The organism is Bacteroides finegoldii DSM 17565, from assembly GCF_000156195.1.
Taxonomy (GTDB): Bacteria; Bacteroidota; Bacteroidia; order Bacteroidales; family Bacteroidaceae; genus Bacteroides; species Bacteroides finegoldii.
This window is the reverse complement of the sequence record NZ_GG688322.1, coordinates 223,127-246,224: the sequence shown is the minus strand read 5'-3', so window position 1 is coordinate 246,224 and position 23,098 is coordinate 223,127. Positions and strand designations below refer to the sequence as shown.

General features: G+C 44.7%; 20 protein-coding genes and 1 pseudogene. 4 read left to right on the top strand and 17 right to left on the bottom strand.

Annotated elements, in window-relative coordinates:
* Positions 1-5: 5 nt before the first annotated feature.
* From BACFIN_RS10975 to BACFIN_RS11010, 8 genes are all read right to left on the bottom strand, one after another.
* Entirely contained in the window at positions 6-296 is a 291-nt protein-coding gene (locus tag BACFIN_RS10975; RefSeq protein WP_004295629.1) for a hypothetical protein, read from the bottom strand.
* A 17-nt stretch (positions 297-313) separates the two neighbouring features.
* Positions 314-670 carry a DUF4134 domain-containing protein gene (locus BACFIN_RS10980; protein ID WP_004295628.1) on the bottom strand — a complete coding sequence of 119 codons (357 nt, stop codon included), beginning with the start codon at positions 668-670 and terminating at the stop codon, positions 314-316.
* An 83-nt stretch (positions 671-753) separates the two neighbouring features.
* Positions 754-1,182 carry a hypothetical protein gene (locus BACFIN_RS10985; protein WP_004295626.1) on the bottom strand — a complete coding sequence of 143 codons (429 nt, stop codon included), beginning with the start codon at positions 1,180-1,182 and terminating at the stop codon, positions 754-756.
* Positions 1,183-1,190: 8 nt separating this feature from the next.
* Positions 1,191-1,787 (bottom strand): hypothetical protein, encoded by a 597-nt coding sequence (locus tag BACFIN_RS10990; RefSeq protein ID WP_004295625.1) that lies wholly within the window; start codon positions 1,785-1,787, stop codon positions 1,191-1,193.
* Positions 1,784-2,191: a hypothetical protein gene (locus tag BACFIN_RS10995; RefSeq protein WP_004303556.1), complete on the bottom strand. Its 408-nt coding sequence runs from the start codon at positions 2,189-2,191 to the stop codon at positions 1,784-1,786. The genes BACFIN_RS10990 and BACFIN_RS10995 overlap by 4 nt, the downstream gene beginning before the upstream one ends.
* Before the next feature lie 19 nt (positions 2,192-2,210).
* On the bottom strand, positions 2,211-2,999 hold the full coding sequence (locus tag BACFIN_RS11000) for a ParA family protein (protein ID WP_004295623.1): 789 nt from the start codon (positions 2,997-2,999) through the stop codon (positions 2,211-2,213).
* A 221-nt stretch (positions 3,000-3,220) separates the two neighbouring features.
* A complete protein-coding gene (locus tag BACFIN_RS11005; RefSeq protein ID WP_004295621.1) occupies positions 3,221-4,780 on the bottom strand; it encodes a relaxase/mobilization nuclease domain-containing protein in 1,560 nt (519 codons plus the stop codon).
* Positions 4,781-4,866: 86 nt separating this feature from the next.
* The gene (locus BACFIN_RS11010; RefSeq protein ID WP_004295620.1) at positions 4,867-5,253 is read right to left on the bottom strand and encodes a plasmid mobilization protein; all 387 of its coding nucleotides are present in this window, start codon (positions 5,251-5,253) and stop codon (positions 4,867-4,869) included.
* A 926-nt stretch (positions 5,254-6,179) separates the two neighbouring features.
* Between BACFIN_RS11010 and BACFIN_RS11020 the strand changes: the two genes are divergently transcribed.
* Entirely contained in the window at positions 6,180-6,344 is a 165-nt protein-coding gene (locus BACFIN_RS11020) for a hypothetical protein (protein ID WP_232281650.1), read from the top strand.
* A gap of 88 nt (positions 6,345-6,432) precedes the next feature.
* Here the strand turns inward: BACFIN_RS11020 and BACFIN_RS11025 are convergent, their stop codons facing one another.
* The gene (locus BACFIN_RS11025) at positions 6,433-7,926 is read right to left on the bottom strand and encodes a site-specific integrase (RefSeq protein ID WP_004295615.1); all 1,494 of its coding nucleotides are present in this window, start codon (positions 7,924-7,926) and stop codon (positions 6,433-6,435) included.
* Positions 7,927-8,131: 205 nt separating this feature from the next.
* A complete protein-coding gene (gene ppdK / locus BACFIN_RS11030; RefSeq protein WP_007752682.1) occupies positions 8,132-10,852 on the bottom strand; it encodes a pyruvate, phosphate dikinase in 2,721 nt (906 codons plus the stop codon).
* Positions 10,853-11,099: 247 nt separating this feature from the next.
* Between ppdK and rlmD the strand changes: the two genes are divergently transcribed.
* Both rlmD and BACFIN_RS11040 read left to right on the top strand, forming a co-directional pair.
* Positions 11,100-12,470: a 23S rRNA (uracil(1939)-C(5))-methyltransferase RlmD gene (gene rlmD / locus BACFIN_RS11035; protein WP_229101744.1), complete on the top strand. Its 1,371-nt coding sequence runs from the start codon at positions 11,100-11,102 to the stop codon at positions 12,468-12,470.
* 115 nt (positions 12,471-12,585) lie between these two features.
* The gene (locus BACFIN_RS11040; RefSeq protein WP_007752679.1) at positions 12,586-13,506 is read left to right on the top strand and encodes an RluA family pseudouridine synthase; all 921 of its coding nucleotides are present in this window, start codon (positions 12,586-12,588) and stop codon (positions 13,504-13,506) included.
* Between the two features lie 137 nt (positions 13,507-13,643).
* Here BACFIN_RS11040 and BACFIN_RS11045 read toward each other — a convergent pair whose 3' ends face one another.
* A complete protein-coding gene (locus BACFIN_RS11045) occupies positions 13,644-14,042 on the bottom strand; it encodes a hypothetical protein (protein ID WP_032839554.1) in 399 nt (132 codons plus the stop codon).
* Positions 14,043-14,161: 119 nt separating this feature from the next.
* On the opposite strand from BACFIN_RS11045, the gene BACFIN_RS11050 reads away from it, so the two are divergent.
* A complete protein-coding gene (locus BACFIN_RS11050) occupies positions 14,162-15,796 on the top strand; it encodes a B12-binding domain-containing radical SAM protein (protein ID WP_007752668.1) in 1,635 nt (544 codons plus the stop codon).
* Here BACFIN_RS11050 and BACFIN_RS11055 read toward each other — a convergent pair.
* The 6 genes and pseudogenes from BACFIN_RS11055 to BACFIN_RS23290 all read right to left on the bottom strand — a co-directional run.
* Positions 15,793-17,238 (bottom strand): vWA domain-containing protein, encoded by a 1,446-nt coding sequence (locus BACFIN_RS11055; RefSeq protein ID WP_007752666.1) that lies wholly within the window; start codon positions 17,236-17,238, stop codon positions 15,793-15,795. The genes BACFIN_RS11050 and BACFIN_RS11055 overlap by 4 nt on opposite strands.
* A complete protein-coding gene (locus tag BACFIN_RS11060) occupies positions 17,228-18,781 on the bottom strand; it encodes an AAA family ATPase (RefSeq protein ID WP_032839552.1) in 1,554 nt (517 codons plus the stop codon). The genes BACFIN_RS11055 and BACFIN_RS11060 overlap by 11 nt, the downstream gene beginning before the upstream one ends.
* A gap of 100 nt (positions 18,782-18,881) precedes the next feature.
* Positions 18,882-20,246 carry a VWA domain-containing protein gene (locus BACFIN_RS11065; RefSeq protein WP_007752648.1) on the bottom strand — a complete coding sequence of 455 codons (1,365 nt, stop codon included), beginning with the start codon at positions 20,244-20,246 and terminating at the stop codon, positions 18,882-18,884.
* Positions 20,243-21,811 carry an AAA family ATPase gene (locus BACFIN_RS11070; RefSeq protein WP_007752647.1) on the bottom strand — a complete coding sequence of 523 codons (1,569 nt, stop codon included), beginning with the start codon at positions 21,809-21,811 and terminating at the stop codon, positions 20,243-20,245. Before BACFIN_RS11070 ends, BACFIN_RS11065 begins: the two co-directional genes overlap by 4 nt.
* A gap of 523 nt (positions 21,812-22,334) precedes the next feature.
* Complete coding sequence (locus BACFIN_RS21700; protein WP_007752646.1) at positions 22,335-22,718, bottom strand: type II toxin-antitoxin system RelE/ParE family toxin; 384 nt, start codon at positions 22,716-22,718, stop codon at positions 22,335-22,337.
* Positions 22,719-22,867: 149 nt separating this feature from the next.
* Positions 22,868-23,098 (bottom strand): annotated as a pseudogene (locus BACFIN_RS23290) (tetratricopeptide repeat protein); the annotation flags it as partial.

Here is a 23,098-nt window from a genome sequence, read left to right as displayed (position 1 = left end):
TGTTTTTATGGGTTACGCATCAGGTGCCTGTAGATGAATATGCCTTTGGAACGCCGCTTGTTGTGCAGGCCGCCACGCTGCTTGACATAAATGACAACCAATCCAGCTACAGCCATCACCAGCATGGCGATGAACCCGGCGAGTTTTCCCAAAATAATGGAGAACACGATAAAGCCGACGAACGACACGCCGACCGCCGCTGCCGCCAGTGTGAGGAAGCGGCCACGGATGCCCATGAACTCCAGCGGCTTTTGCAAGCCCTTGAAAACGGGATAACCCTCCTGATTCATCGTCATGCAAGTGTTTGCGGTTATTACTTGAAGAACAAGGGCAGGGCTTCTGACAGCGCGATGAACGCGATACATCCGCCGATGGTCAGCATGATGGTCTTCTTCACGTCCTGGTCACCGTTCTGCATCTTGAAATAGACGTTGAACGCGCCGACAAGCACGATGACCGCGGCAATGGCCTTCATGAGGTTGGATACGGGTGTCTGGTAGGAGCTGACCTCCTGCGTGGCCTTGGTAAAGCCTGCCGCACCCTTGCTGGCGGCCATGGCCTCGCCGACCGATACCGTGAGGCAGACGAGTGCCAGCACGCCTTTCTGTGCGAACTTCGATGCCATGAAACGGTCTGCCGCACGTTGCAATTTCTTCTTTAACTGTTGCATTTTTCAGAAAATGTTTATGGGTTCTATCGCCAAAGGAACAGGTGTCGCCAAAGGAACGGTGGCTTCTTAAAGCCATATAGCTATTACATTGCGTTCTCGCAGTTGAAGATGACCGTGCCGAGGTCACTGGTGCCGGTCTCCGCCAGCCGGTTTATCTCGTGGATGATGTCCTCGACAAGGATGCCGTCAGTCATGATGGCTTCCCGGTAGCCGGGGCGGTGGAACGGTTTTTCGGTATCAAGTGGCTCTTGTGCATCGGGTTCTTCCGCTTCGTCTTTTCTTGACGCTTCTTCTTTTTCGGAAGCCTCTTGCTTCTTGACTGGTTCATCCCGGCTAATCTTCACGGGCTTGAAGGTCTGCGCTTCATCCGATATGTCTATCTCCTCCTCGGTCTGGCCGTCCTGCTCCGCCGCCTGTGCCGCCTTGGTCTTCTGTATGTCAAGGACTATCAGCACTGCATAATAGAGCAGGAGAACAATGAAAAGGAGGAATACGATTTGTCCGTACTGCATGGGGGTGTTCAAATTATGGCTGTGAATAATGTTGTCGTGTCTTGGGGAAAGGGCAGGAATCGGAGTCCCAACTTGGTGCCACGGTGTTCCAGATGTTCCTTGCGCACCAGACTGACGGTATAGTAGAGGATGTTACGCTCTTCGCTTACGATATAGCCGATGCCTTTCAGCCGTGAGCGCAGGCGTACCCTCGCCCTGTTCGACACCACCTTGATCCGTGTCACCGGGTCAAGCCCGAATATCACGCGCCGCCGCTCGCGCCGTATCATTTCGCATCGGATTCGGGAAGACACTTTGTAAACCTGTTCCTTGGTGCGTCTCAGCCCTAATTTGGCGGCTATGCGGCTGACGCTCATCTTGCTTATGCCCAGTTCCCTGCCCATTTCGGAGAATGACTTTTCATGAAAGTGGCTTTTGATATGCTCGGCACGTTCCAGCCAGCCGGACTTGGCCACTTTGACAATGCCCATCTTGCGAGCCTTGTTCTTGACTGCCGTCTCGCTCATGCCGACCACTCCGGCAGTATAGGCCGTGGTCTCCACCGGGTAGGTCTCGGCGAGCAGGGCAGTCTTCCGTTCGTCCCATCTGTTCTTTCCCATGGTCATGCTTCCTTGTAATTCGTGAAAAGTGATTTCTTCTCCCGGCGGTACCGGGCAAGCTGTGGCAGGAACGCCCCGAAGAAGGCACGGACGATGGCGTTCACGAGGTCGGAACGGCAGCGGCCCTGAATGTCGCAGTCGTCCAGCGAATCGGCAAGGTCGCGGTCCAGTTTGCAGACCAGACGCTCGTTCTTGTCATCCCTTTGGTCGGCGGTGTCAAGATAGGACAGGAAGTCCTGCCAGCAATTTTCGATATTGCCCGAAAGGGAAACGGATAGCTCGGACTGTTCCTTGGCCGCTTCCAGACTATCCTGTGCATCGGATGTTTCCTGATGGCTGTTGGAAAGCATGATGTCGGGGTCGTTGATGCCTTTGGTCAGGTCATCTATTTCCGGAATGTCTTTTGTCATTGCGCTATGGTTGTTGATGTTACTGTTCATTTTCATTCTCTGTTGTCGGTCTCGCTTCGGATTTCTCCTTGTCATTCTTCTCCGTCTGCTGTATGCTGGGTAGGACAACTTCACGGATGGGCATGGCCGTATCGAAGATGTCGGTATAGATTCGCTCAAAGACCGGCGCGACGATGCCGCCCTGCATGTCGAGGGCGGCCATGGTGCTGAAACGCTCCATGTCGGCACGCTTGGGTATCCTTGCGGTCACGTGCCCGTAGTTGGAGAACGTCTCCCTCGCGTTGTCCCAGATGACCAGCTCGGAGCGTTTGCCGACCCTGCCGTCATGCAGGTTGGGGACGATGAAGAGCCTCGCCTTCATCCGTCCGCCGACGGCTTTGCGCAGGCGGTCTATGAACATGAGGAAACTGGCTGTGGAGGGCACTGTCACCAGATCGTAATGGAACGGTACGATGATGATGTCCGAATTGACGAACATGGGGATCAGACCGTTCGCTTTCAAGCTTCCGGGGGAATCCATGAGCACCACGTCTATGCTGGGGTCGTTGTGCAGCTTTTCCATCAGGTCGGTCATGGCCTTCTTGTCGTTGGCCTCGTATGACAGCACATCGTAGGGCGTATGCTCCTCGCCGTATTTGCGGATGTCCGCCTTGCGGCACTTGACGATGGAGTGCTGGAAGTCGCAGTCGATGACGGCCACACGCACGCCCTTCGTCACCAGATAATTGGCGAAGGTTACGCAGAGCGTCGTCTTGCCGACGCCGCCTTTTTGGTTGGCAAATGTCACTATGACCGGTGTCTGTATCATGTCCGTGCGATAATTGATTACGGCTCAAAATTACCGTCCGAAGCACCGGAAAAACGAAATGTGCAACACTTATGTGCTTTGAGTCAGCCAAACCTGAATATATGACAAATGGGATACTTGGCTATCAGGGTTGACTGAAACCGAAAAGGTTACGGCAGAAAGTCCGCAGGGGAACTTTAATGCCGTAACCTTTCTGTCCTGTGTGCCGTGATTATGTGAAGTCACCTTTTCAGTGATCGTCCATCATCAATCTCATCGTAGTTACCCTTGTGTCCGACTTCCCACTCACGCTTCTCGCTTTGACTGCCGCCTCCTGCATCACGCAACTTGACATGATGTGAATGCGGCCGAGCGGCATTCCGGACTGGAACTTTGTTCGTCTGTTTTTTGGAAGATTTTCGTTTCAGACGGTCGAGGTCGAAGCCTTCCTCCGTCAGGTTGATAAGGATGTGACGTTTGAAATTGATGGCGTAGGTTGATCCGCCATTCTCCCGAATGATGAAACCCTCCGCATAGAGACGGCTCCTGACGGACGTGTCCGCCTCCTCATTGAAGATTTCCTGCAAACGTAGGACGGCATCCATACGGGATGTCGGCTTCTCCGATGAGAGGGCAACCAAATCCGGACGGTTGACCTTGAAGATTTGACAGAGCAGATCTCTTTCCGCTTCGGAGACGGGGCTGAACTTCTCCACCCATGCGATGCGGTTGTTCCGGTCGATGGCTTCCGCCATGAACGGTTTCAACGGACGTGTCTGACCGTCAAAATAGATGACACCTTTCTTTATATAGGCACGCTGTTTACGAATTTTATCGTAAATCTCGCCTTGGGTAATCTTGGGGTTGAGTGTGAGCAGGCGGTCTATGAAGTCCTCGATGCGGTCAAGACGCTCTTCGGGGGTGGCGAAGTCCAGCAGCTCGTCCATGGCCAGCACCCTTGCGCCGTTGATTACCGTCTTGTTCGCATGGTCAACCAGCATGTAGCCATAAGGCTTGTCCTTCTTGCCGAAAAATACGAGGTCGATACCGAACTTGGCTTTCAGTTCCTTTTGCAGCTCTTCCTTGTTCGTGCTCACGTCCCGGTACTTTTTGAGGATGTTCCTTAACTGGCGGCAGCGTGCCCTGTCACGGTAGCCGTTCCTGTACAAGGCTTCTATCTCTGAGAGCGGAAGTTTCTGCTGCACTTTTCCTCCATGCTTGATGAATACAATACCGTCCTTTTGATAGGTTTCATATCCCATGGAGGTCATGACGGACTTGAACTGGGCGAATGAAGAAAAGGTGTACTGTTTGGCATCATTTATGTCCTTTCCGGTTTTCTGTTTCCGGTTCGTTCCAAGGATACGGTCAATGACTTCCTGCGAACGCCTGCGCTCATGATCATGGGCAATCTTCTTTCCGTCCGGCGCAATTCGCGAGGTGACGATATGCAGGTGGGTGTTGTCCGTGTCATGGTGTGAATAGACCAGCAGCGGTTGCCCGGCTTCGCCATATCCCATTTCCTTAAGATATTGGTGTGCGAACTCAAGCAACTCGGATTCCGACTGCTCATGGCCTTTGCAGGATATGGCCACATGGAACTGCGCTTTCTGAATCCGGCTGTTCCGGGAGCTGTATTCTTGAAGGTATCTGACCAGTTCTTCTGAGGTAGGCTTACCGAACGTGCCGAGTGCTCCGAAATTCTGGATTTCGAGCAGCCGGGCGACACCTTTCGACACTTTCCGTTCGTTGTAACCGACTGCATGGAAGTTCGTACTTCCGGGTAATATGGTGGCTATCATCTTGCGTGCTGTTTATCGGGTGATTGAAATAACGGGGTAAATGATTTCCTGAAACTGAGGTATGATTGTATCTGGGTTTAAGGCTTTCAGAGTTTGACGGCCTTTTGAGTGACGGCATCCAGTTCCCTTTTTATCCCGTTCAAAGTGCGCTGTGTTTCGAGGATGGTAGGAAGCAGGACTTCACGGACATAGCTTGGTGGCAGCAGTCCTGCCACCGAAAGCTCGTTGGCACGCTTGACCGACTGGTTCAGGTTGCCGCCTGCCCAGGACAATTCGTTTTGGAACTTTCGGTAGAACGCACCGAGTTCCTTAATGAGTTCGAGCCTTTGCTTCACATGGACGTTGGAATACTCCACCACGGCACAGCGTATATAGTGGCTTATGGAGCCGTATGGTTCTGATTTCTCTTTGAACAGGGCGGCTTCCTCCGGGGTGAGCCGCAACTGGAATACTTTGGTTCTCTGTCTCGTCATACTTTGATAAACTTGTTTATGGGTTTTCCCGAAAACATTTCGCAAGGCGAAACAGCGATGCAATCGCCCCGATGCGGCAGCAGTCGGCAAGTCACCTTTGGCAGGACGAAACGGAGTTTTGTAATGACAAAGGTACAACTTGCTTGACAAAACCTGCAACGCAGTCCGATATGCTCCCGGACACTTTTTGCACCAAAATTATCGTAGGGAAACGTATTGCAAAGAAATGGGCAACACAATTCTTTGATAAGGCGGTTTGTACCAACCGAAGTCCCGAAAGTCCGATGTGCTTAGGATACTTAGTCGGTTGGTTTACAGGTCAGATGTAACACGCTACTGTATTTCTATATGCCTTTTGGAGCACGGACGTAGGAACGTTGGTTTGCTCAGTTGTCCCTACCATAATTTGCAAATTTGCATTGTTTTGGATTCTTGATAATCCGAAATCTCGTGATTGCAGTCTGACGGTGCAGGAATGCGGTTGTATCAAAATCCATGTTTCCATGGCATCAAAGTACAACGGTAAACGGTACATTACCATACAAGAACCTGAAATCAGACTTTTGGAAGTCTGCGTTCTCTTGGACTGGCGGTTATAACAACCCGAATGTTCCAGTATTCAAGATGCACAAATACTGATATTCAATGTATGGGGAATAAGAGGGAAAAGAAGTTTTGGGATATAGAAAGCCGGGAATGTCGGTAACACATTCCGAGAATTTGCTGGGTGAAAATGTTACGTGAAAAATGTTGAGAAACCGCTTAAAATAGTGATGATTTTATTTCTCTAATTCACAGATTATTAGTATATTTACATAAGGAATGCCTATATAAGGTTACGCCTTCTGACAATAAAATTGCATACCATGTTCGAGTTATTGCTTCTTATATATCTGCTGCCGCTCATCGCAATCGTTGCGCTGCTTTTGAAGCTGGCCATTGGGCTGGTCAGGGCGGTGTTTCGACTGGCTCTATGGCTGGTCAGGAAGTCATTTGTTCTTTTAGGAAAGGGGCTGCTGCTGGCTTTCGTTTTCATTGTGGGAAGTAGGAGGACATCTGCCGGGAATTATACTGACGGGCAGCAACGATAAAAGCCGTACCAACACAATGACTGATACGGCCTCTATGGAGCATGGACTAAGTTTTTCCCTCTACGTTGAAAGGTTATTTTTGTTCCGATTAAAAGCCTTTACCTTTGCTTCTCTCATATACCACCTCTCTTCCCGAATCGCAATTTGTAATACGGAACTGGACGGTACAACCGATAGGGATGTCTTTGGGCAGTTGCTTGACAAGTCTTGATATTACTTCTTCTACGTTGCTGAAACCTATGTCGGTAAATTCTCCAACAACCTTACCCTTGAAATACGCCCGTCCGTAAATCATCTTCTTTTTTGTAATGCGGAACAGTTTGTCCGCCGGTGCCTCAAAATCAAGTGCCTTTCCCTGCTTGCTCTGCGCATCGCTGAAAAAGATGAAATCTATGACCTTGGCGTTAAGGTTCCATGCAGGAGTGAAGTCGAGCTTTACATAGCCTCTTGTCACGTTCAGCCCATGGCTGTGGTTCATGCCGAATGCCACTTCAAAAAGATTGGCGTCGCAGTCATTTTGGGCGATGGTAGCCCACGTATGCCGGAATGTATAGAAACAATAGCAGTCTTCTTTTTCCATGCCCATATCCCTGCAAATTTTGCGGATACCGTGGTTCACGTTCGCATTGAAACTGTCGAAATCACAGTATCGCTTATGGAAGTTAAACAGGTATTCGTCTTCTTCGTCCGAAAGATACTTGTCAAAGGTTGATTGGATAAACGGTTCTATCCGCATCTCCATATAGGCTTCATCCCTTCTGCTGTGCCTGGTCTTCGCCCTCTTGTAACCTATTACGCCGTTATTGTAGTCTTTCTTTTTCAGACTATACAGGTCTACCGTATTGATGCCACCGATACAGAGTGAGAGAAGTGCAACATCCCTGCCAAGTTCGGGTAAGGAGGAAATCATCTTGGTTTGAGGCAAAGGACGGTTGAAGAACTCCCGGCAGGCTTCTGCGCTTATGGCACGTTTCAACGTGGTGTCAGACTTCGGAATTTGAATCTTTAACCAAGGATTGAATTTGATGCGTATGACACCACGTTCCTCGTCATTCAACTCGATGATAGCCTTCTTGAAGATTTGACGGATACAAGTGGGGTACATTTCCTTTGCACGATTCGTTTGAGATAGATGCTCTATCCATTTTCTCAATACAGATGATGTAAGATGGTTAAACATAATTTTGTTCGTTCCCAGATAGCGTTCCAAATGATTAACCGAGAGTTGATAGTTCTTTGCTGTACGCTGACGACCTTGGGACTCCATTTTCCCAATAAATGATTTCGCATATTCGCTAAAACAAACTTCCTCGTCTGCCTTTAACAAATACTCTAAAACTTCTTTTATACCCCAAAGAGACACGTCTGTTCGGTTTAACCGATCCGTGTATTGTCTAATTAGCATAGCACAATACTCATTGACGACCGGATCTGTCAGTTCGCCATTACTTGTGATATGTTCCGCATCAACGATTTTATTCGTTTTGATGTACCCCGGTTTTCGATTGTGCACAATTCTGATGTACACAGAGTAGAAGCCATCTGTTCTCGGCTTTCTTACCATTGCTTTTAGTGTTGTCATATCCTATCAGTTTATTACAGTGAAATTATTGGTGTAAGCAGGTGTAAGCAGGGGCTATTTTAGTGTAAGCAGAGAGTAATCAAATACGTTCATTTCGCTCATTTTTTGCGGTCAAGTGAACGAACCGTCCAAACGCAACTCAGGCTGTAATTACCGCTAATGCAGTGAATTACAGCCTGATATTAATATTTATATGTATCGGACTTTAGTCCTCTATTGCAGCCTGCGCCGCTGCCAATCTTGCAATAGGCACTCGGAACGGCGAACAACTTACGTAGTTCAATCCTACTCTGTGGCAGAACTTCACAGAAGAAGGTTCACCACCATGTTCACCACAAATACCGCATTTCAAATCCGGACGGATGGCACGGCCTTTTTCCGTTGCCATACGAACCAACTGTCCTACCCCATTCTGGTCGAGAACCTGGAACGGGTCTACTTTCAAAATCTTCTTTTCCAAATATACAGGGAGGAAAGAAGCAATATCATCACGAGAGTAACCGAAAGTCATCTGCGTCAAGTCATTTGTACCGAATGAGAAGAATTCCGCAGAAGAAGCAATACGGTCGGCAGTCAAGGCTGCACGAGGTATTTCGATCATAGTACCAACTTTGAAATCAATGCTGTCTCCCATTTCCTCAAACAATTTCTTAGCTTCGGCACGGATCACCTTTTCCTGTTCTTTGAATTCATACAGAATACCGGTCAACGGAACCATAATTTCCGGATGAGTCTCCACTCCTTCTTTCTTCAATTCCAAAGCAGCACCCAAGATAGCGCGTGTCTGCATCTGTGTAATCTCCGGATATGTATTTCCCAAACGACAGCCACGGTGTCCCAACATCGGATTGTGTTCACACAATGATTCCACACGCTGTTGGATATATTGCAGGCTCACTCCCATAGTATCTGCCATTTCCCGCTGTCCTTTCAGATCGTGAGGAACGAACTCATGCAAAGGAGGATCGAGCAGACGTACAGTCACAGGACAACCCGCCATTGCCTTAAAGATACCTTTAAAGTCGGCTTGTTGATATGGAAGAATCTTAGCCAATGCTTTACGACGGCCTTCTGCATTTTCAGCCAGAATCATTTCACGCATAGCCTTAATCTTCTCACCCTCAAAGAACATATGTTCCGTACGGCAAAGACCAATACCTACCGCACCGAAATTACGGGCTACCGTCGCATCATGAGGCGTATCCGCATTGGTACGTACCTGAAGACGAGTATATTTATCGGCAAGCGCCATCAGTTCGGCGAAGTCACCGGAGAGTTCGGCAGCCTTCGTTTCCACCTTACCATTATATACTATACCTGTACTTCCGTTCAATGAGATATAATCTCCTTCTTTCAATACCACACCGTCAATTTCTACAGTACGAGCTTTATAATCGATATTCAAAGCACCTGCACCCGACACACAGCATTTGCCCATACCACGTGCAACCACAGCAGCATGAGAAGTCATACCACCGCGAGCTGTAAGAATACCTTCGGCAACTGCCATACCGGCCAGGTCCTCAGGAGAAGTCTCGATACGAACCATCACTACACGCTTACCGGCAGCACGCCATTCGGCTGCATCATCAGCAAAGAATACAATCTGACCGGCAGCAGCACCCGGAGAAGCAGGAAGACCGCGAGTCAGAATTTTAGCTTTCTTCAAAGCGTCCTTATCGAATACAGGGTGAAGCAACTCATCCAACTTATTCGGTTCCACACGCATCAAGGCAGTCTTTTCGTCAATCATGCCTTGACGGAGCAAATCCATAGCAATCTTCACCATAGCAGCACCCGTACGCTTTCCGTTACGTGTCTGGAGGAACCAAAGTTTACCTTCTTGTACGGTGAACTCCATATCCTGCATATCCTTATAGTGATTTTCCAGTTTGGTTTGAAGCGCATCCAGTTCTTTATAGATTTCGGGCATGGCTTCTTCCATAGAAGGATATTTGGCAGCGCGTTCCTCTTCACTGACTCCTGCCAGTTGAGCCCAACGCTGAGAACCTATCTTAGTAATCTGTTGCGGAGTACGGATACCGGCTACCACATCCTCGCCCTGCGCGTTAATCAGGTACTCACCATTGAAAAGGTCTTCGCCTGTGGCAGCGTCACGGGAGAAACAAACACCTGTTGCCGAAGTTTCACCCATATTACCGAATACCATAGCCTGTACACTGACTGCCGTTCCCCATTCGTCAGGAATTCCTTCCATCTTACGATAAAGAATAGCACGTTCATTCATCCATGAGTTGAATACGGCACAGATAGCTCCCCAAAGCTGTTCGTAAGCTGATTTCGGGAAATCCTGTCCGGTCTGTCCTTTTACGGCGGCCTTGAATCGTTTTACCAATTCCTTCAAGTCTTCCACTTCCAGCTCATTATCCAGTTTCACACCTTTCTGATGTTTCACTTCTTCGATGATTTCTTCAAACGGGTCCACATCTTCCTTATTCACCGGCTTCATGCCCAATACCACGTCACCGTACATCTGTACAAAACGACGGTAAGAATCCCATGCAAAACGCGCATTTCCTGTTTTGCGGATCAATCCTTCCACTACTTCGTCATTCAGTCCCAGATTCAGAATCGTATCCATCATGCCCGGCATGGAAGCACGCGCACCGGAACGAACAGAAACCAACAACGGATTCTCAACGTCACCGAATTTTGATTTCATCAAAGTTTCTATATTGGCGATTGCTCTTTCTACTTCACTTTTCAAAAGAGATACGACTTTATCTTTTCCTAATTCGTAATATTCTGTACAAACATCTGTGGTGATTGTAAATCCCGGAGGAACAGGGACACCGATAAGATTCATTTCGGCAAGGTTGGCGCCTTTACCACCTAACAAGTTTCTCATGTCAGCCTTCCCTTCTGCCTGACCATTTCCAAAGGTATAAACTCTTTTTTTATCCATAATATTGTGTTTAAAGTTACATTATGACTTTTTTCTGTTCGCAAATCTAAGGATATTTCGCAAACCAGAAAACTTTTTGCGAAAAAACTTTCTATCAAAATGCAATTTCGACATTACAATCTGGAATATTTCCGTAGACACAGAAGATTTCCAAAAAAAATACCTACTTTTGCAAAGTAATTATTAGATTGGTGTAAAAGTGGCAAGAAAGAAAAAAGAGCTTCCCCTATTGGAGAAGGTAACAATCATGGATGTGGCTGCCGAAGGGAAAGCCATCGCAAAAGTAAATGACCTGGTAATTTTTGTACCATACGTAGTACCGGGCGATGTAGTAGACCTTCAGATCAAGCGTAAAAAGAACAAATATGCCGAAGCAGAAGCGGTGAAGTTTCATGAACTGTCGCCCAACCGCGCTGTTCCTTTCTGCCAACATTACGGTGTATGCGGCGGTTGCAAATGGCAAGTGCTCCCCTATTCGGAACAAATCAGATATAAACAGAAACAAGTAGAAGATAACCTGAAACGTATCGGAAAGATCGAGCTTCCCGAGATTTCTCCTATTCTTGGTTCGGCAAAGACCGAATTCTATCGGAATAAATTGGAATTTACATTCTCAAACAAACGCTGGCTGACTAGTGAGGAAGTCCGTCAAGACGTGAAGTATGACCAGATGAATGCAGTAGGTTTCCACATTCCGGGAGCATTCGATAAAGTGCTGGCCATTGAGAAATGCTGGTTGCAAGATGATATTTCCAACCGCATCCGTAATGCGATACGCGACTATGCATACGAACATGATTATTCCTTTATCAATCTGCGCACACAGGAAGGTATGTTGCGTAACATGATTGTCCGCACGTCTTCAACCGGTGAGCTGATGGTAATTGTGATTTGTAAAATTACGGAAGAGCATGAGATGGAGTTGTTCAAGCAGTTATTGCAGTTTGTCGCCGACTCATTCCCGGAGATCACCTCCTTGCTATACATTATTAATAATAAATGCAACGACACTATCAATGATCTGGATGTACACGTATTCAAAGGCAAGGACCACATCTTTGAAGAAATGGAAGGATTGCGCTTCAAAGTAGGTCCGAAATCTTTCTATCAGACAAATTCGGAACAAGCGTACAACCTATATAAGGTGGCCCGTGAATTTGCCGGTCTGACCGGAAATGAGCTGGTATATGACCTTTATACGGGAACAGGAACAATTGCGAATTTCGTATCACGCCAGGCACGTCAAGTAATAGGTATCGAATATGTGCCGGAAGCCATCGAGGATGCAAAAGTCAATGCAGAAATCAATGATATCAAGAACGCATTATTCTATGCAGGTGATATGAAAGACATGCTGACTCAGGACTTCATCAATCAGCACGGACGTCCGGATGTGATTATTACAGATCCTCCCCGTGCCGGTATGCATCAGGATGTGATCGACGTTATCCTGTTTGCCGAACCCAAACGGATTGTTTACGTAAGTTGTAATCCTGCTACTCAAGCACGCGATTTGCAACTGCTCGATAAGAAATATAAGGTGAAAGCCGTTCAACCGGTAGATATGTTCCCTCATACTCATCATGTGGAAAATGTAGTGTTATTGGAACTCCGATAAAGAATTCGGTTCACCACAGATTACACGGATTAACACAGATTTTTTATTGTTGGATTTTATAATCCGTGTTAATCCGTGTAATCTGTGGTGAGTATTAAATCAAAAGAAAAAAGATATGGAAAAAAGACCGAGAAGAACTCCCGCTGAAAAGGCACGTGCTCAATATACCAACTATGCAGTCAAGGAACCGATGGAACTTATGGAGTTTCTAGCTGCCAAAATGCCGGATGCAAGTCGTACCAAACTGAAATCATTACTCAGTAAAAGGGTCGTATTCGTTGATAATGTAATCACTACGCAGTTCAACTTCCCGTTACAGCCGGGTATGAAGGTGCAGATCAGCAAAGAAAAAGGAAAGAAAGAGTTTAATAACAGACTGCTGAAAATTGTATATGAGGACGCTTACATTATTGTGGTCGAGAAGATGCAAGGACTTCTATCCGTCAATACAGAACGTCAGAAAGAACGTACCGCATATACAATACTGAATGAGTATGTACAACGTTCCGGACGCCAGTTCCGCGTGTATATCGTTCATCGTCTGGATAGGGATACTTCCGGCTTAATGATGTTCGCTAAAGATGAAAAGACGCAACGTACACTACGCGACAATTGGCATGATATAGTGACCGATCGCCGATATGTAGCTGTAGTAGAGGGAAGTATGGAAAAGGATTATGGAACTGTAGAATCGTTTCTTACAGACAGAACTCTCTATGTCAGTTCAAGTCAACAAGATGATGGCGGTGCGTTATCCATCACTCACTATCGCACTATCAAGCGTGCCAATGGGTATTCTTTGATAGAATTGGACTTAGAGACAGGCCGTAAGAATCAAATCCGTGTACATATGCAGGATCTGGGGCATCCGATTATCGGAGACGGAAGATATGGTGGTGAAAATACTCCTAACCCTATCGGTCGAATGGCACTTCACGCTTTCAAGCTGTGCTTCTATCATCCCATAACAGGAGATTTGATGGAGTTTGAGACTCCTTATCCGGCAGACTTCAAGAAGTTGTTTCTGAAAAAGTAAGAAAGTTTTCACCACAGATTACACAGATTCGCACAGATTATTGCTATTAAAAATACACCATTTAATTTTTAATCTGTGTCAATCCATATAATCTGTGGTGAGTATAACTGCTTTATTTTAGGTATTTAATTTATATCTCATTGCATTTCCAGCGCAAATGGAAATCCCTCCGAGTCTCCAGTCAAATAAAAGATTCCGGTCATCACCCCCCGATAGATATCCACATTGTCCATATAAGAGGTTCCATTTCTACCATAATCCAGTACTAAGTTATTGCTATAGCGATCTTCCCAATACCACTGAAAGCGGAAATGGTCGTATAACTCTCCATTACGAAAAAATTGATACTCTTCACCAAAACCGTCTGGATCAAAAGTAAACTCACGATATAAAATTCGACCGTTAACAGCATTCATACCAACGTCACCTACCCATACCCGGCCAAACATTCGCTCTTCCAAGTCTTCATCATCTTCACACGAAGTAAAGCCGACCAATAAAGTCAGCATAAGTAGAAGCCCCGCATATTTCTTAATCTGTTTCATATCTTTTCTAGTTTATTTCGTTTACAAATACAAAATTAGCATTTTTATTTTACTATACACCACAAGCCATAAGTTTTTCGTACCTTTGCCAAATAATTTAAAATTCTCACATGAAACTTCTTTGGCTTGATTTAAATAGTTCATACGCCCATTCATCTTTGGCATTGCCTGCCTTGCACGCGCAAATAGCAGATGACACCACAGTCGAATGGTGTATGGTCTCCGCAACAATTAATGAAAACACCGGTAACATCGTCAAACAGATCTATCAACACCAACCGGATATTATTGCAGCTACCAATTGGCTATTTAATCATGAGCAACTGTTACACATTGTCTCACGCTCCAAAGCACTGCTTCCACAATGCTGTATCATACTCGGGGGTCCCGAATTTTTAGGAGACAACAAAGACTTTCTATTCAAGAACAAATTTGTCAACGGAGTGTTTCGGGGAGAGGGAGAAGAAGTATTTCCATTATGGTTAAAGGTGTGGAATCGATCAAGAAAAGAATGGAAATCAATCACAGGACTCTGTTATCTTGACGAATCGGAAGAATATCAAGACAATGGTATTGCCCGCGTCATGAACTTTTCCGCATTGGTTTCTCCGGAGAGAAGCCGTTTCTTTAATTGGAGCAAACCCTTTGTCCAACTGGAAACGACACGAGGTTGCTTCAATACCTGCGCATTCTGTGTCAGTGGTGGCGAAAAGCCTGTCCGTACCATCCCATTGGAAGCCATTCGCGAACGTTTGGATAATATTCATCAGCATGGTATTAAAAATGTGCGTGTACTCGACCGTACGTTTAATTATAACAACAAAAGAGCCAAAGACCTCTTGAATCTTTTCCGCGAATATCCGGATATCCGTTTCCACCTGGAAATTCACCCGGCACTCCTTTCCGAAGAGTTAAAGAATGAACTGGCTGCTTTACCCGATGGTTTATTGCATTTGGAAGCCGGCATTCAAAGTTTGCGGGAACCTGTTTTGGAACAAAGCCACCGTATCGGAAAACTATCCGATGCCCTCGAAGGATTGAAATACCTCTGTTCATTAAAGAACATGGAAACCCATGCCGATCTGATAGCAGGTCTCCCCCTCTATCATCTGACAGAAATATTTGAAGATGTCCGTACACTTGCAGAATATGGTGCAGGGGAAATACAACTGGAATCATTAAAGTTACTTCCGGGCACAGAAATGCGAAGAAGAGCAGAAGAATTGGGTATTCAATATTCTCCGCTTCCCCCATACGAAGTATTGCAAACCCGTGAAATCTCAGTAGAAGAATTACAAACAGCCCACTATCTGTCCCGTCTTTTGGATGGATTCTATAATACTCCCACCTGGCGGACGATCACACGGACATTAATTCTGGAGAATCCTCATTTCCTACATGAGCTACTTGATCATTTGGTTCGGACAGACGTCATAGACACCCCTCTAAGTTTGGAAAGAAGAGGATTAATCTTATATGATTTCTGTAAAAAGCATTATCCCGGTTATCTGACGCAAGTCAGTATCGCATGGATAGAGGCCGGTATGTCATTAAAGAAAGCTCCGGCGGAAAAAGTAAGGACCAAACGCCAAGTCCCACCCGAGAAATGGGAAATAGTATACGGAACTTATCGTGAGAATTTACGGCTATATTTCCTCCCCACTGATGAAGCAGAACATGGCTATTGGTTTGGATTCGAATCGGAGATTCAGAAGATACAACCCGTATTTAAGGCAAAAAATTAATAACAACGGGCAACCGGATAATCGGCTCTGTAAACTCGATCGAAGAAAGGAATCCATTCATTCTCAGCAATGCCAAGCTGCAAGCCATAAAAATGTGTATCCGCCTTTCTATATTCCAATATCCGGTCAGTCAACTTCGGTGAGGGAAGCGGTATTTTAAAATCAGTAATCCATAAAACATCCGCATTCATATACTCTTTCTTCGATTGAAGTAAGTCGAAAGTAGCTTTCAGCATCCGGGTGGCATCCGTGTCCCCGCAAGAGGTGGTAGAAAAGAAATCAAGCAAACGGGCCCGTTCCTTGCGGACATCAATCGGACATATCGAAACAGAAAAAGCGATCAGGAAACAAGGACGGCGTTGCCTGTCGGCTATTTCCAATAGTTTCACCAACAAAGAATAAGCTATTTTCTCCGGAATGCCTACCATGCTTCCGGAAGTATCCAGACAAACAATCATCGGCCCTTTATGAACAGCCGGTTTGGTTTCCAACGAACGGGCAGGCTGCATAATCTCGGACTTATAGCGGAACGTCTGGAGCTTTCGGGTGACATATTTATAAATAAACAAACTCTCCAAATCATCATCAGCACAATGCACCATCTCCGTAGGCAATAAAGCATTCAAGTCATTACCGACAGTAACTCCTTGAATATCATTTTTAGAGGAATGTTCCAACCGATACACATCCTCTTGTCCCACGTGCAGTCGTTCCCTTCCCTCATCATCGGCAGTACGCCCCATCAAGTTTGCTATTTTAATGATCTCCGGATATTCCTTCTGCATACGCACCACTTTACGGATCCGCTCAAAGTCAACCGTATTCCACATCCCGCTCATCAGTCCCCATGCCTGAAAGAATTCATCTTTTTCCACCTCATGCCGTCTAAGATATTCAGGAATATTCTTGAGATTGGCGTGCAACCTATTTTCCAGACTCTCTTTCCTCCGGTCTATCTCCTTCTTTTTCTGTTCCTGCAGATTACGTTTGAAAGCCTCCTCCCAATCTTCCACCATCCGTTCCCAAAGTTCATCATCGCCATACTTTTCCTCCTCATTCCCGAACTGGCTTTTATAAAAGGAACTACCAAAACCCATTGTCTCGTATTTATCCGATACTTGCTGAAGCAAAGCCTGCCATCCGTCTTTCCGCCTGGCTATCGACCATTCCAGCGTTTGCTTCATTCCATTCTGCTCCGATTGGCTTTTTTGCAGGTTATACTTTTCCTTTTCCAGATTCAAATGAATGAACTGGCTCATCATGTCATAAAAAATACGGGCACACACTTCATCAGTCAGCACTTGTATCTTTATCATCGGATCATTCATGATAGACAACAAATACGCATACAAAGGTTCATCATCCGTATCACTGCACTCACCGGTTGCCACATATTGATCCAGCACCCGGATATAAAAGGAAGCGTCATATTTAGGATTCATCGCCGTACCGCAATTTACGTACATCCACACGTGCCCAAGCTATCTCCTTACGCACCAGAGCCACATACTTCCCCACCTCTGTTTTATCCTCTTCGGATATAAACATATTTCCCTGCAATTCTCTAAACAGTTTTTCGACGGCAGCATTCACCGTTTCCAACTCCTGCTCATAATCACGGTCGGTAAGTGTTACATTCCCCAGCCAGAGTTGCTGTTGCTCTCCTCTTTGCAGCCGACGCATCGGGAAACGTACCCCGTTAATATACAGATTCCTGTCATCCCGATACAGCGTCACCCTTTCAGCTCCTTGCTCTCCCAGCTTGGCAGTACCCGAAAAGACACGTATAATCGTCTGCTTCGGATTCTGAGGATCGGCATACATCATCCCTGTCGCCGGTGCATTTTTCGGATTATATTCCTTCAGATTCCGATAATCCACAATGAAGATATAAGTATTTCCCGTACCATGATTTTCAACCTGGTAATAGAAATGATCGACAATCAACAGGTCATCATCCCTGCGGTCGCCTTGTTTTCGTGCCTTCTCCAACGCTTCACGCACACGACTCACTTTCAAATCCGATTTTAAAGCCCGGCTAATCGATGAAATTTCCTTAACATAAGAGGCAAACAAACTACGGATTACTATCTGACGTATGTCCGTACGCTCATCCGGCTCACTCCACAAGCAATGATAAACAGGCAACAAATCCGACAAAGTGACTTCCGTACGCCCATGTACAAAAGCCGAAGCCTTCAGAAGCCGTACTATATTCTTCCAACGGCGGTCGCTCACATAGACATTACGATGAACTTCCGAACCTTGTACTTCCACTTTTCCCAATCCCTGACGAATCTCCGTTATACACGCCAGAATTGTCATAGGTACTGTCACCCGGACTATTTCTTCCTGCCACAAGCGATATTCTTCATCCGTTATCTGCCATTTCCCGACTTCATCGTCTTCTTCCACTTCTTCATCCAGCAACATCTGATAAAATGTCTCTTCCCGCTTCACACAAGTACTGATGACGCGAATCAGAAAACGATCCCACAAAGCATCGAGCCCTTCTCCCTGAGCAGGAAGCTCATTACTGGCGGCAACGAGCAGTTTCAACGGCAACTTGATTTCCGTATTTCCATTTCTAAAAAGTTTCTCATTAATAACCGTTAGCAGTGTATTCTGTATCGCCGGTCCCGCTTTCCATATCTCATCCAGAAATACAACATCCGCTGTCGGCAGATAACCGTCAACCACGCGTTCGTACGTATCCGATTCTTTCAGACGGCTAATGCTTACCGGACCAAAGATCTCATCAGGAGTACTGAACCGTGACATCAGATATTCAAACGCCCGGGTATTTACAAAAGCTTTCTTCAACCGCCGAGCCACCATAGATTTGGCTACTCCGGGAGGGCCCAACAGTAAGATACTCTCTCCCGCCAAAGCGGCAAGCAAAGACAACCCTACTTCCACTTCCTTCTCATATACACCCCGATTCATCTCTTCCAGCAAAAGACTGATGCGTTCCTTTATTTCCATCCTTTTATCTTTCATTCCGATTCTATTTTCCAATCAAACTCCAAAAGTAGTACTTATTCGCCAAAGAAAAACAGATTGCAGATAAAATAAGTATACCCAACTAATGCCAAAGATCCAATCTCCATACCTTATCCAACAATTCTTCATATACATTAACCCCGTTTCCTATCTGTAATCCATAGAAACGAACCCCTCTTTCCTGTTCTTTACGAATCCTGCTTTCAGTAGGCTTACAACAGAAGTCAAACTCAAAATCACTTATTATCAGTACATCCGCCATCAAATAATTCTCCTGAGTCAACGTATGAAGAGCTGTTTTCAACATTTCTTCCCCATCCGTACCACCAGAGAAATGTGAAACCATGAATTCCCTTACCTTTTTCCAATTTCCCGAATGTGCCGTATCCAACGCTTGAGCCCGTACTGAGAAAGACAGCAAAAAGCATTTCCTGTGTTGTTTTTTCGCCATTTGAGTGATTTCCAGAAGCAAAGCTTTAGCAATACTTTCTGCCTTTCCACTCATCGAGCCGCTCGTGTCAATCGCTACAATCATCGGTCCTTTTATTTGGCGAGGCTCTCTCCGTTTTGTTTGACTTTCCTGCTTCTTCCGCACACTATCCGAACGATTGGAAAACAACTGCAATTGCCTCATAGCATATTTCATAAAAAACAAATCTTCTGTAGCAAACTCCGCCAACAGTGCGACTTCTGTCGGCATTAATGCCTGCAAGTCATTCCCTTCCTCCACCCCATGTATGTCCGAGTGTGCTACAGATGCAGAAAGAGTTTCCGGTATGTATTGCTTAATTAGCGTATCCAACTCCTCAGCCTGTTCTTTTTCCCTCCCCATGCAACTCACTATCTCTTTCAACTCCTTATATTTTACACTTATCGTACGATACCGACTCACCATACGATAATCTTTCATATTCGATCTCCCTACAGAATTTTCAAATTGTATCTTACTGCTATTCAAATATCTTTGTTTTTCTTCCAATATTTTCTCCCTATATGCCAAACTCCATTCATCACAAATCTTTTGAAACAAAATATCCTTGTCAAACTCATCTAATTTCAGCAAGCTGTTATATCCGTCTACATTCAATTCATACTGAGAATACTGTCCCTTCAGATAATCCGAAACCTTCCCCCATAACCCTTCCTTCCTCTCTATGTCCTGAGCATTCAATATTGCATACATATATTGCCGTTCTATTTCCCTTCTCTGTTCTATCTGCTGAAAACAAGAGAGAAGTATTGAGAAAAACTCCAATACTGAATTCTTTAATAAATCACGCAATATCTCATCACTCCACCACTGTGTTCCCAAACAATCCTCAAATACAGTAACCAAATACGCCATCAATACATCTTCTTCGTCATGCACAGGATATTTACCTGTATCCACGAATTCATCAAAAGCAGACGCGTATACCGACAGTTGCGATTCAATATCATTCTTCATAATATCTGCTGATTGCAAATAGTTATAAGCAGTGATTCTATTCGCTTCTCACATTGCACGGCATATTTTTTTATATATTGCCTATCATTAACAGAGATAAATAAATTTTCAGTCCATTGCGCATCTGCCATTTTTTCAGCCAGACGTACCTTGAGCTCCTCACATTCTCTCATCCACACATCCAACATCTGCTTCCTACCATTGGAGGGAGATTCTTCTCGCATTTCTTCCGGGTCATTCCTTTCTTCGGAACAACACAACGGATATTCCTTACCGTCAACAATCAGCGTACCTCTTCCTCTCCTGACTTTTATCCGACAGATATTATGCCTTTGCCCGGAAGAGGAAAAAGGTACATCCATGTCAATAAGACGAATAAAATGAGTACGCGATTGTGCATCCGAGTAACAGATTCCATCTCTGTCTTTCGTCCGGTCAAGATGCCGGTAATCTGTAGAAAACACGTAACAGGGAGTTGTTTTGTAACGTTCTACCTTATAATAGAAATAATTGAAAATTTTCGGTTTCATATTATCTTCCGGTATTTCTCCCCGTACAGATTCCTTCTGTATCCTTTCCAATTGCTTCTTTATCTCTTCTATCCTCTCTATATAATCAGTAAATAATGATGCCGATACCACATCCAATATCACAGGAATAGCCTCCGTTGTATTCCAAAGGCAATAAAACAAAAGTAATACATCCGACTCTACAATTTCCCTTCTTCCATTCAAAAATGCTGATGCCTGCATGAGATGCACAATCTTTTTCCAGCGACGATCGGATATATAAAACTTTTCTCCATCCGCCTCATCTGTATTCTGTACATATTTCCTCAGCCCCATCCGTACACGGGTTATCAGTTTCAATATCTCATCCGATATCTCAATTTGTTCCATCTCATCCTGCCATTGCTTGTAACACTCATCCGTAATAAGCATTACTTTAGGAATTGGTTGCCGTATCGTAGTTTTAGTTCCTTGCCGCAACATTTTATAAAAAGAACGTTCGTTAGAGATACAGTTGGAAACAACACGTACCAAAAAGCGATCCCATAAAGCCTCCAACCCTTCCCCTTCTACCGGTAATTCGTTGGATGCAGCAATCAACCCTTTCAAAGGTAAAGCGATCTCTTTACGTCCATTTTTGTAAATCTTTTCATTGAGTACAGTGAGTAACGAGTTCTGTATAGAAGGCCCCGCTTTCCATATTTCGTCAAGAAAAACAATTGTGGAAGTAGGCAGATAGTCATCTACAATTCGTTCATAAATGTCTTGTTCTTTCAATTTAGAAATAGAAACAGGACCGAATATTTCATCGGGCGTACTGAAACGTGACATTAAATACTCAAACGAACTACCCTGTCTGAATATCATTTTCAGTCGGCGAGCTATCATACTCTTTGCCGTTCCCGGCGGTCCCAACAAAAATATACTTTCACCCGCCAAAGTACTCAGTAAGGCCAAAGACATTATATGTTCTTTTTCAAAAAGTCCTTCACTTATATATTTTAATAAAGCCGATACTTGTAGCCGCACCGGTTTCATCACCTCCGATTTTTCCATTTTTCTCAATAACCCTTTTTCTTGTGATGCAAAGAAAAACAATATTTGTTTCAGACAATCTCAAATAAAATAAAAAGCTATCCCTAACTTCAATGAATAGAGTACAATTAGTATATTTATACTAGATTATTAATCTTCATCATTCTATCCAAACCACTAGCTAACCTACTTCGAATATACTTTTTCCGTGCAACAAAATTGTATCTATTTTAAGTTTTATACGGGGGGAAAAAATGTCACACCGCTTATAATCAACTAATTAACGAATAAAAATTCCCTGATTTTAAATAAGTTTACAAAAAACATACGGTCGTTTTTACTCTTTTCGGAAATAAAATTGCACTTTTCCGATAACACACTGTTCATCAGACCATTATCTCCATTTCAATCTATTTCTTTATGACTCATCTGCTACTGTCGAATAACTACGACAATGCACAAGTGTAATCGATTGATTGCTCTTGTGCATTACATGAGTTGTTCAACTGCAACTGATTAATTCTATTAGATAACTTCATTAATATCACTGTATAAAATGCTTAGCTTGTGTAGAAGAATCGCTTACTTCGTCTATATATTTTCGGCAAAGCATACGGACAGAAGATTCCAATATATTACAAATATAGACAACCGTTTCGGCTTCTTGGTTGAATACGGTAAATTTGATTCGGTATTGATCGTTCACCCTGATTGATGAAATACCCGCCTTGTCGCCTTCCAACACCTCGTAATGCAAAGAATGGATGGAAAACAATTCTTCAATATTCAAAGCCCCAACAGTTTCCTCATTATCTTGCTCGGCAGACTTACGATACCAATCTATTGCCAATTTTAAAGCTTTCTTTTTCATCCTCTCATCTTCACTCTTTTCTTCATCCTCAATCGTCATTGCATCAAAGCGTATCATCAGTTAATCCAAATCCAATTAAAAAGACGCTAACGAAAACTGAGTTAAAAGGAAGCTCCTACACCTCTCACTTTCGAGCTTTCAATTAGCATCTCATAAGTTTCTATTTCCGTACACAGCACGTTCTTCAGATATACCTAATTATTCATCTATTTTTTCAAAGCCTCAACAGCTTCCTCAAAATTTTGTTCGGCAGACTTACGATACCAATCTATTGCCAATTCTAGATTCCGCTCCACTCCAAGACCTTTTTCACACATAGATCCCAAATTAAATTGAGCTTCCGGATCACCTTGTTCAGCAGATAACTGATACCATTTGAAAGCAGCGGAATAATCCTGCTCCACACCATCACCTAAACGATAGCAATCACCCAAACA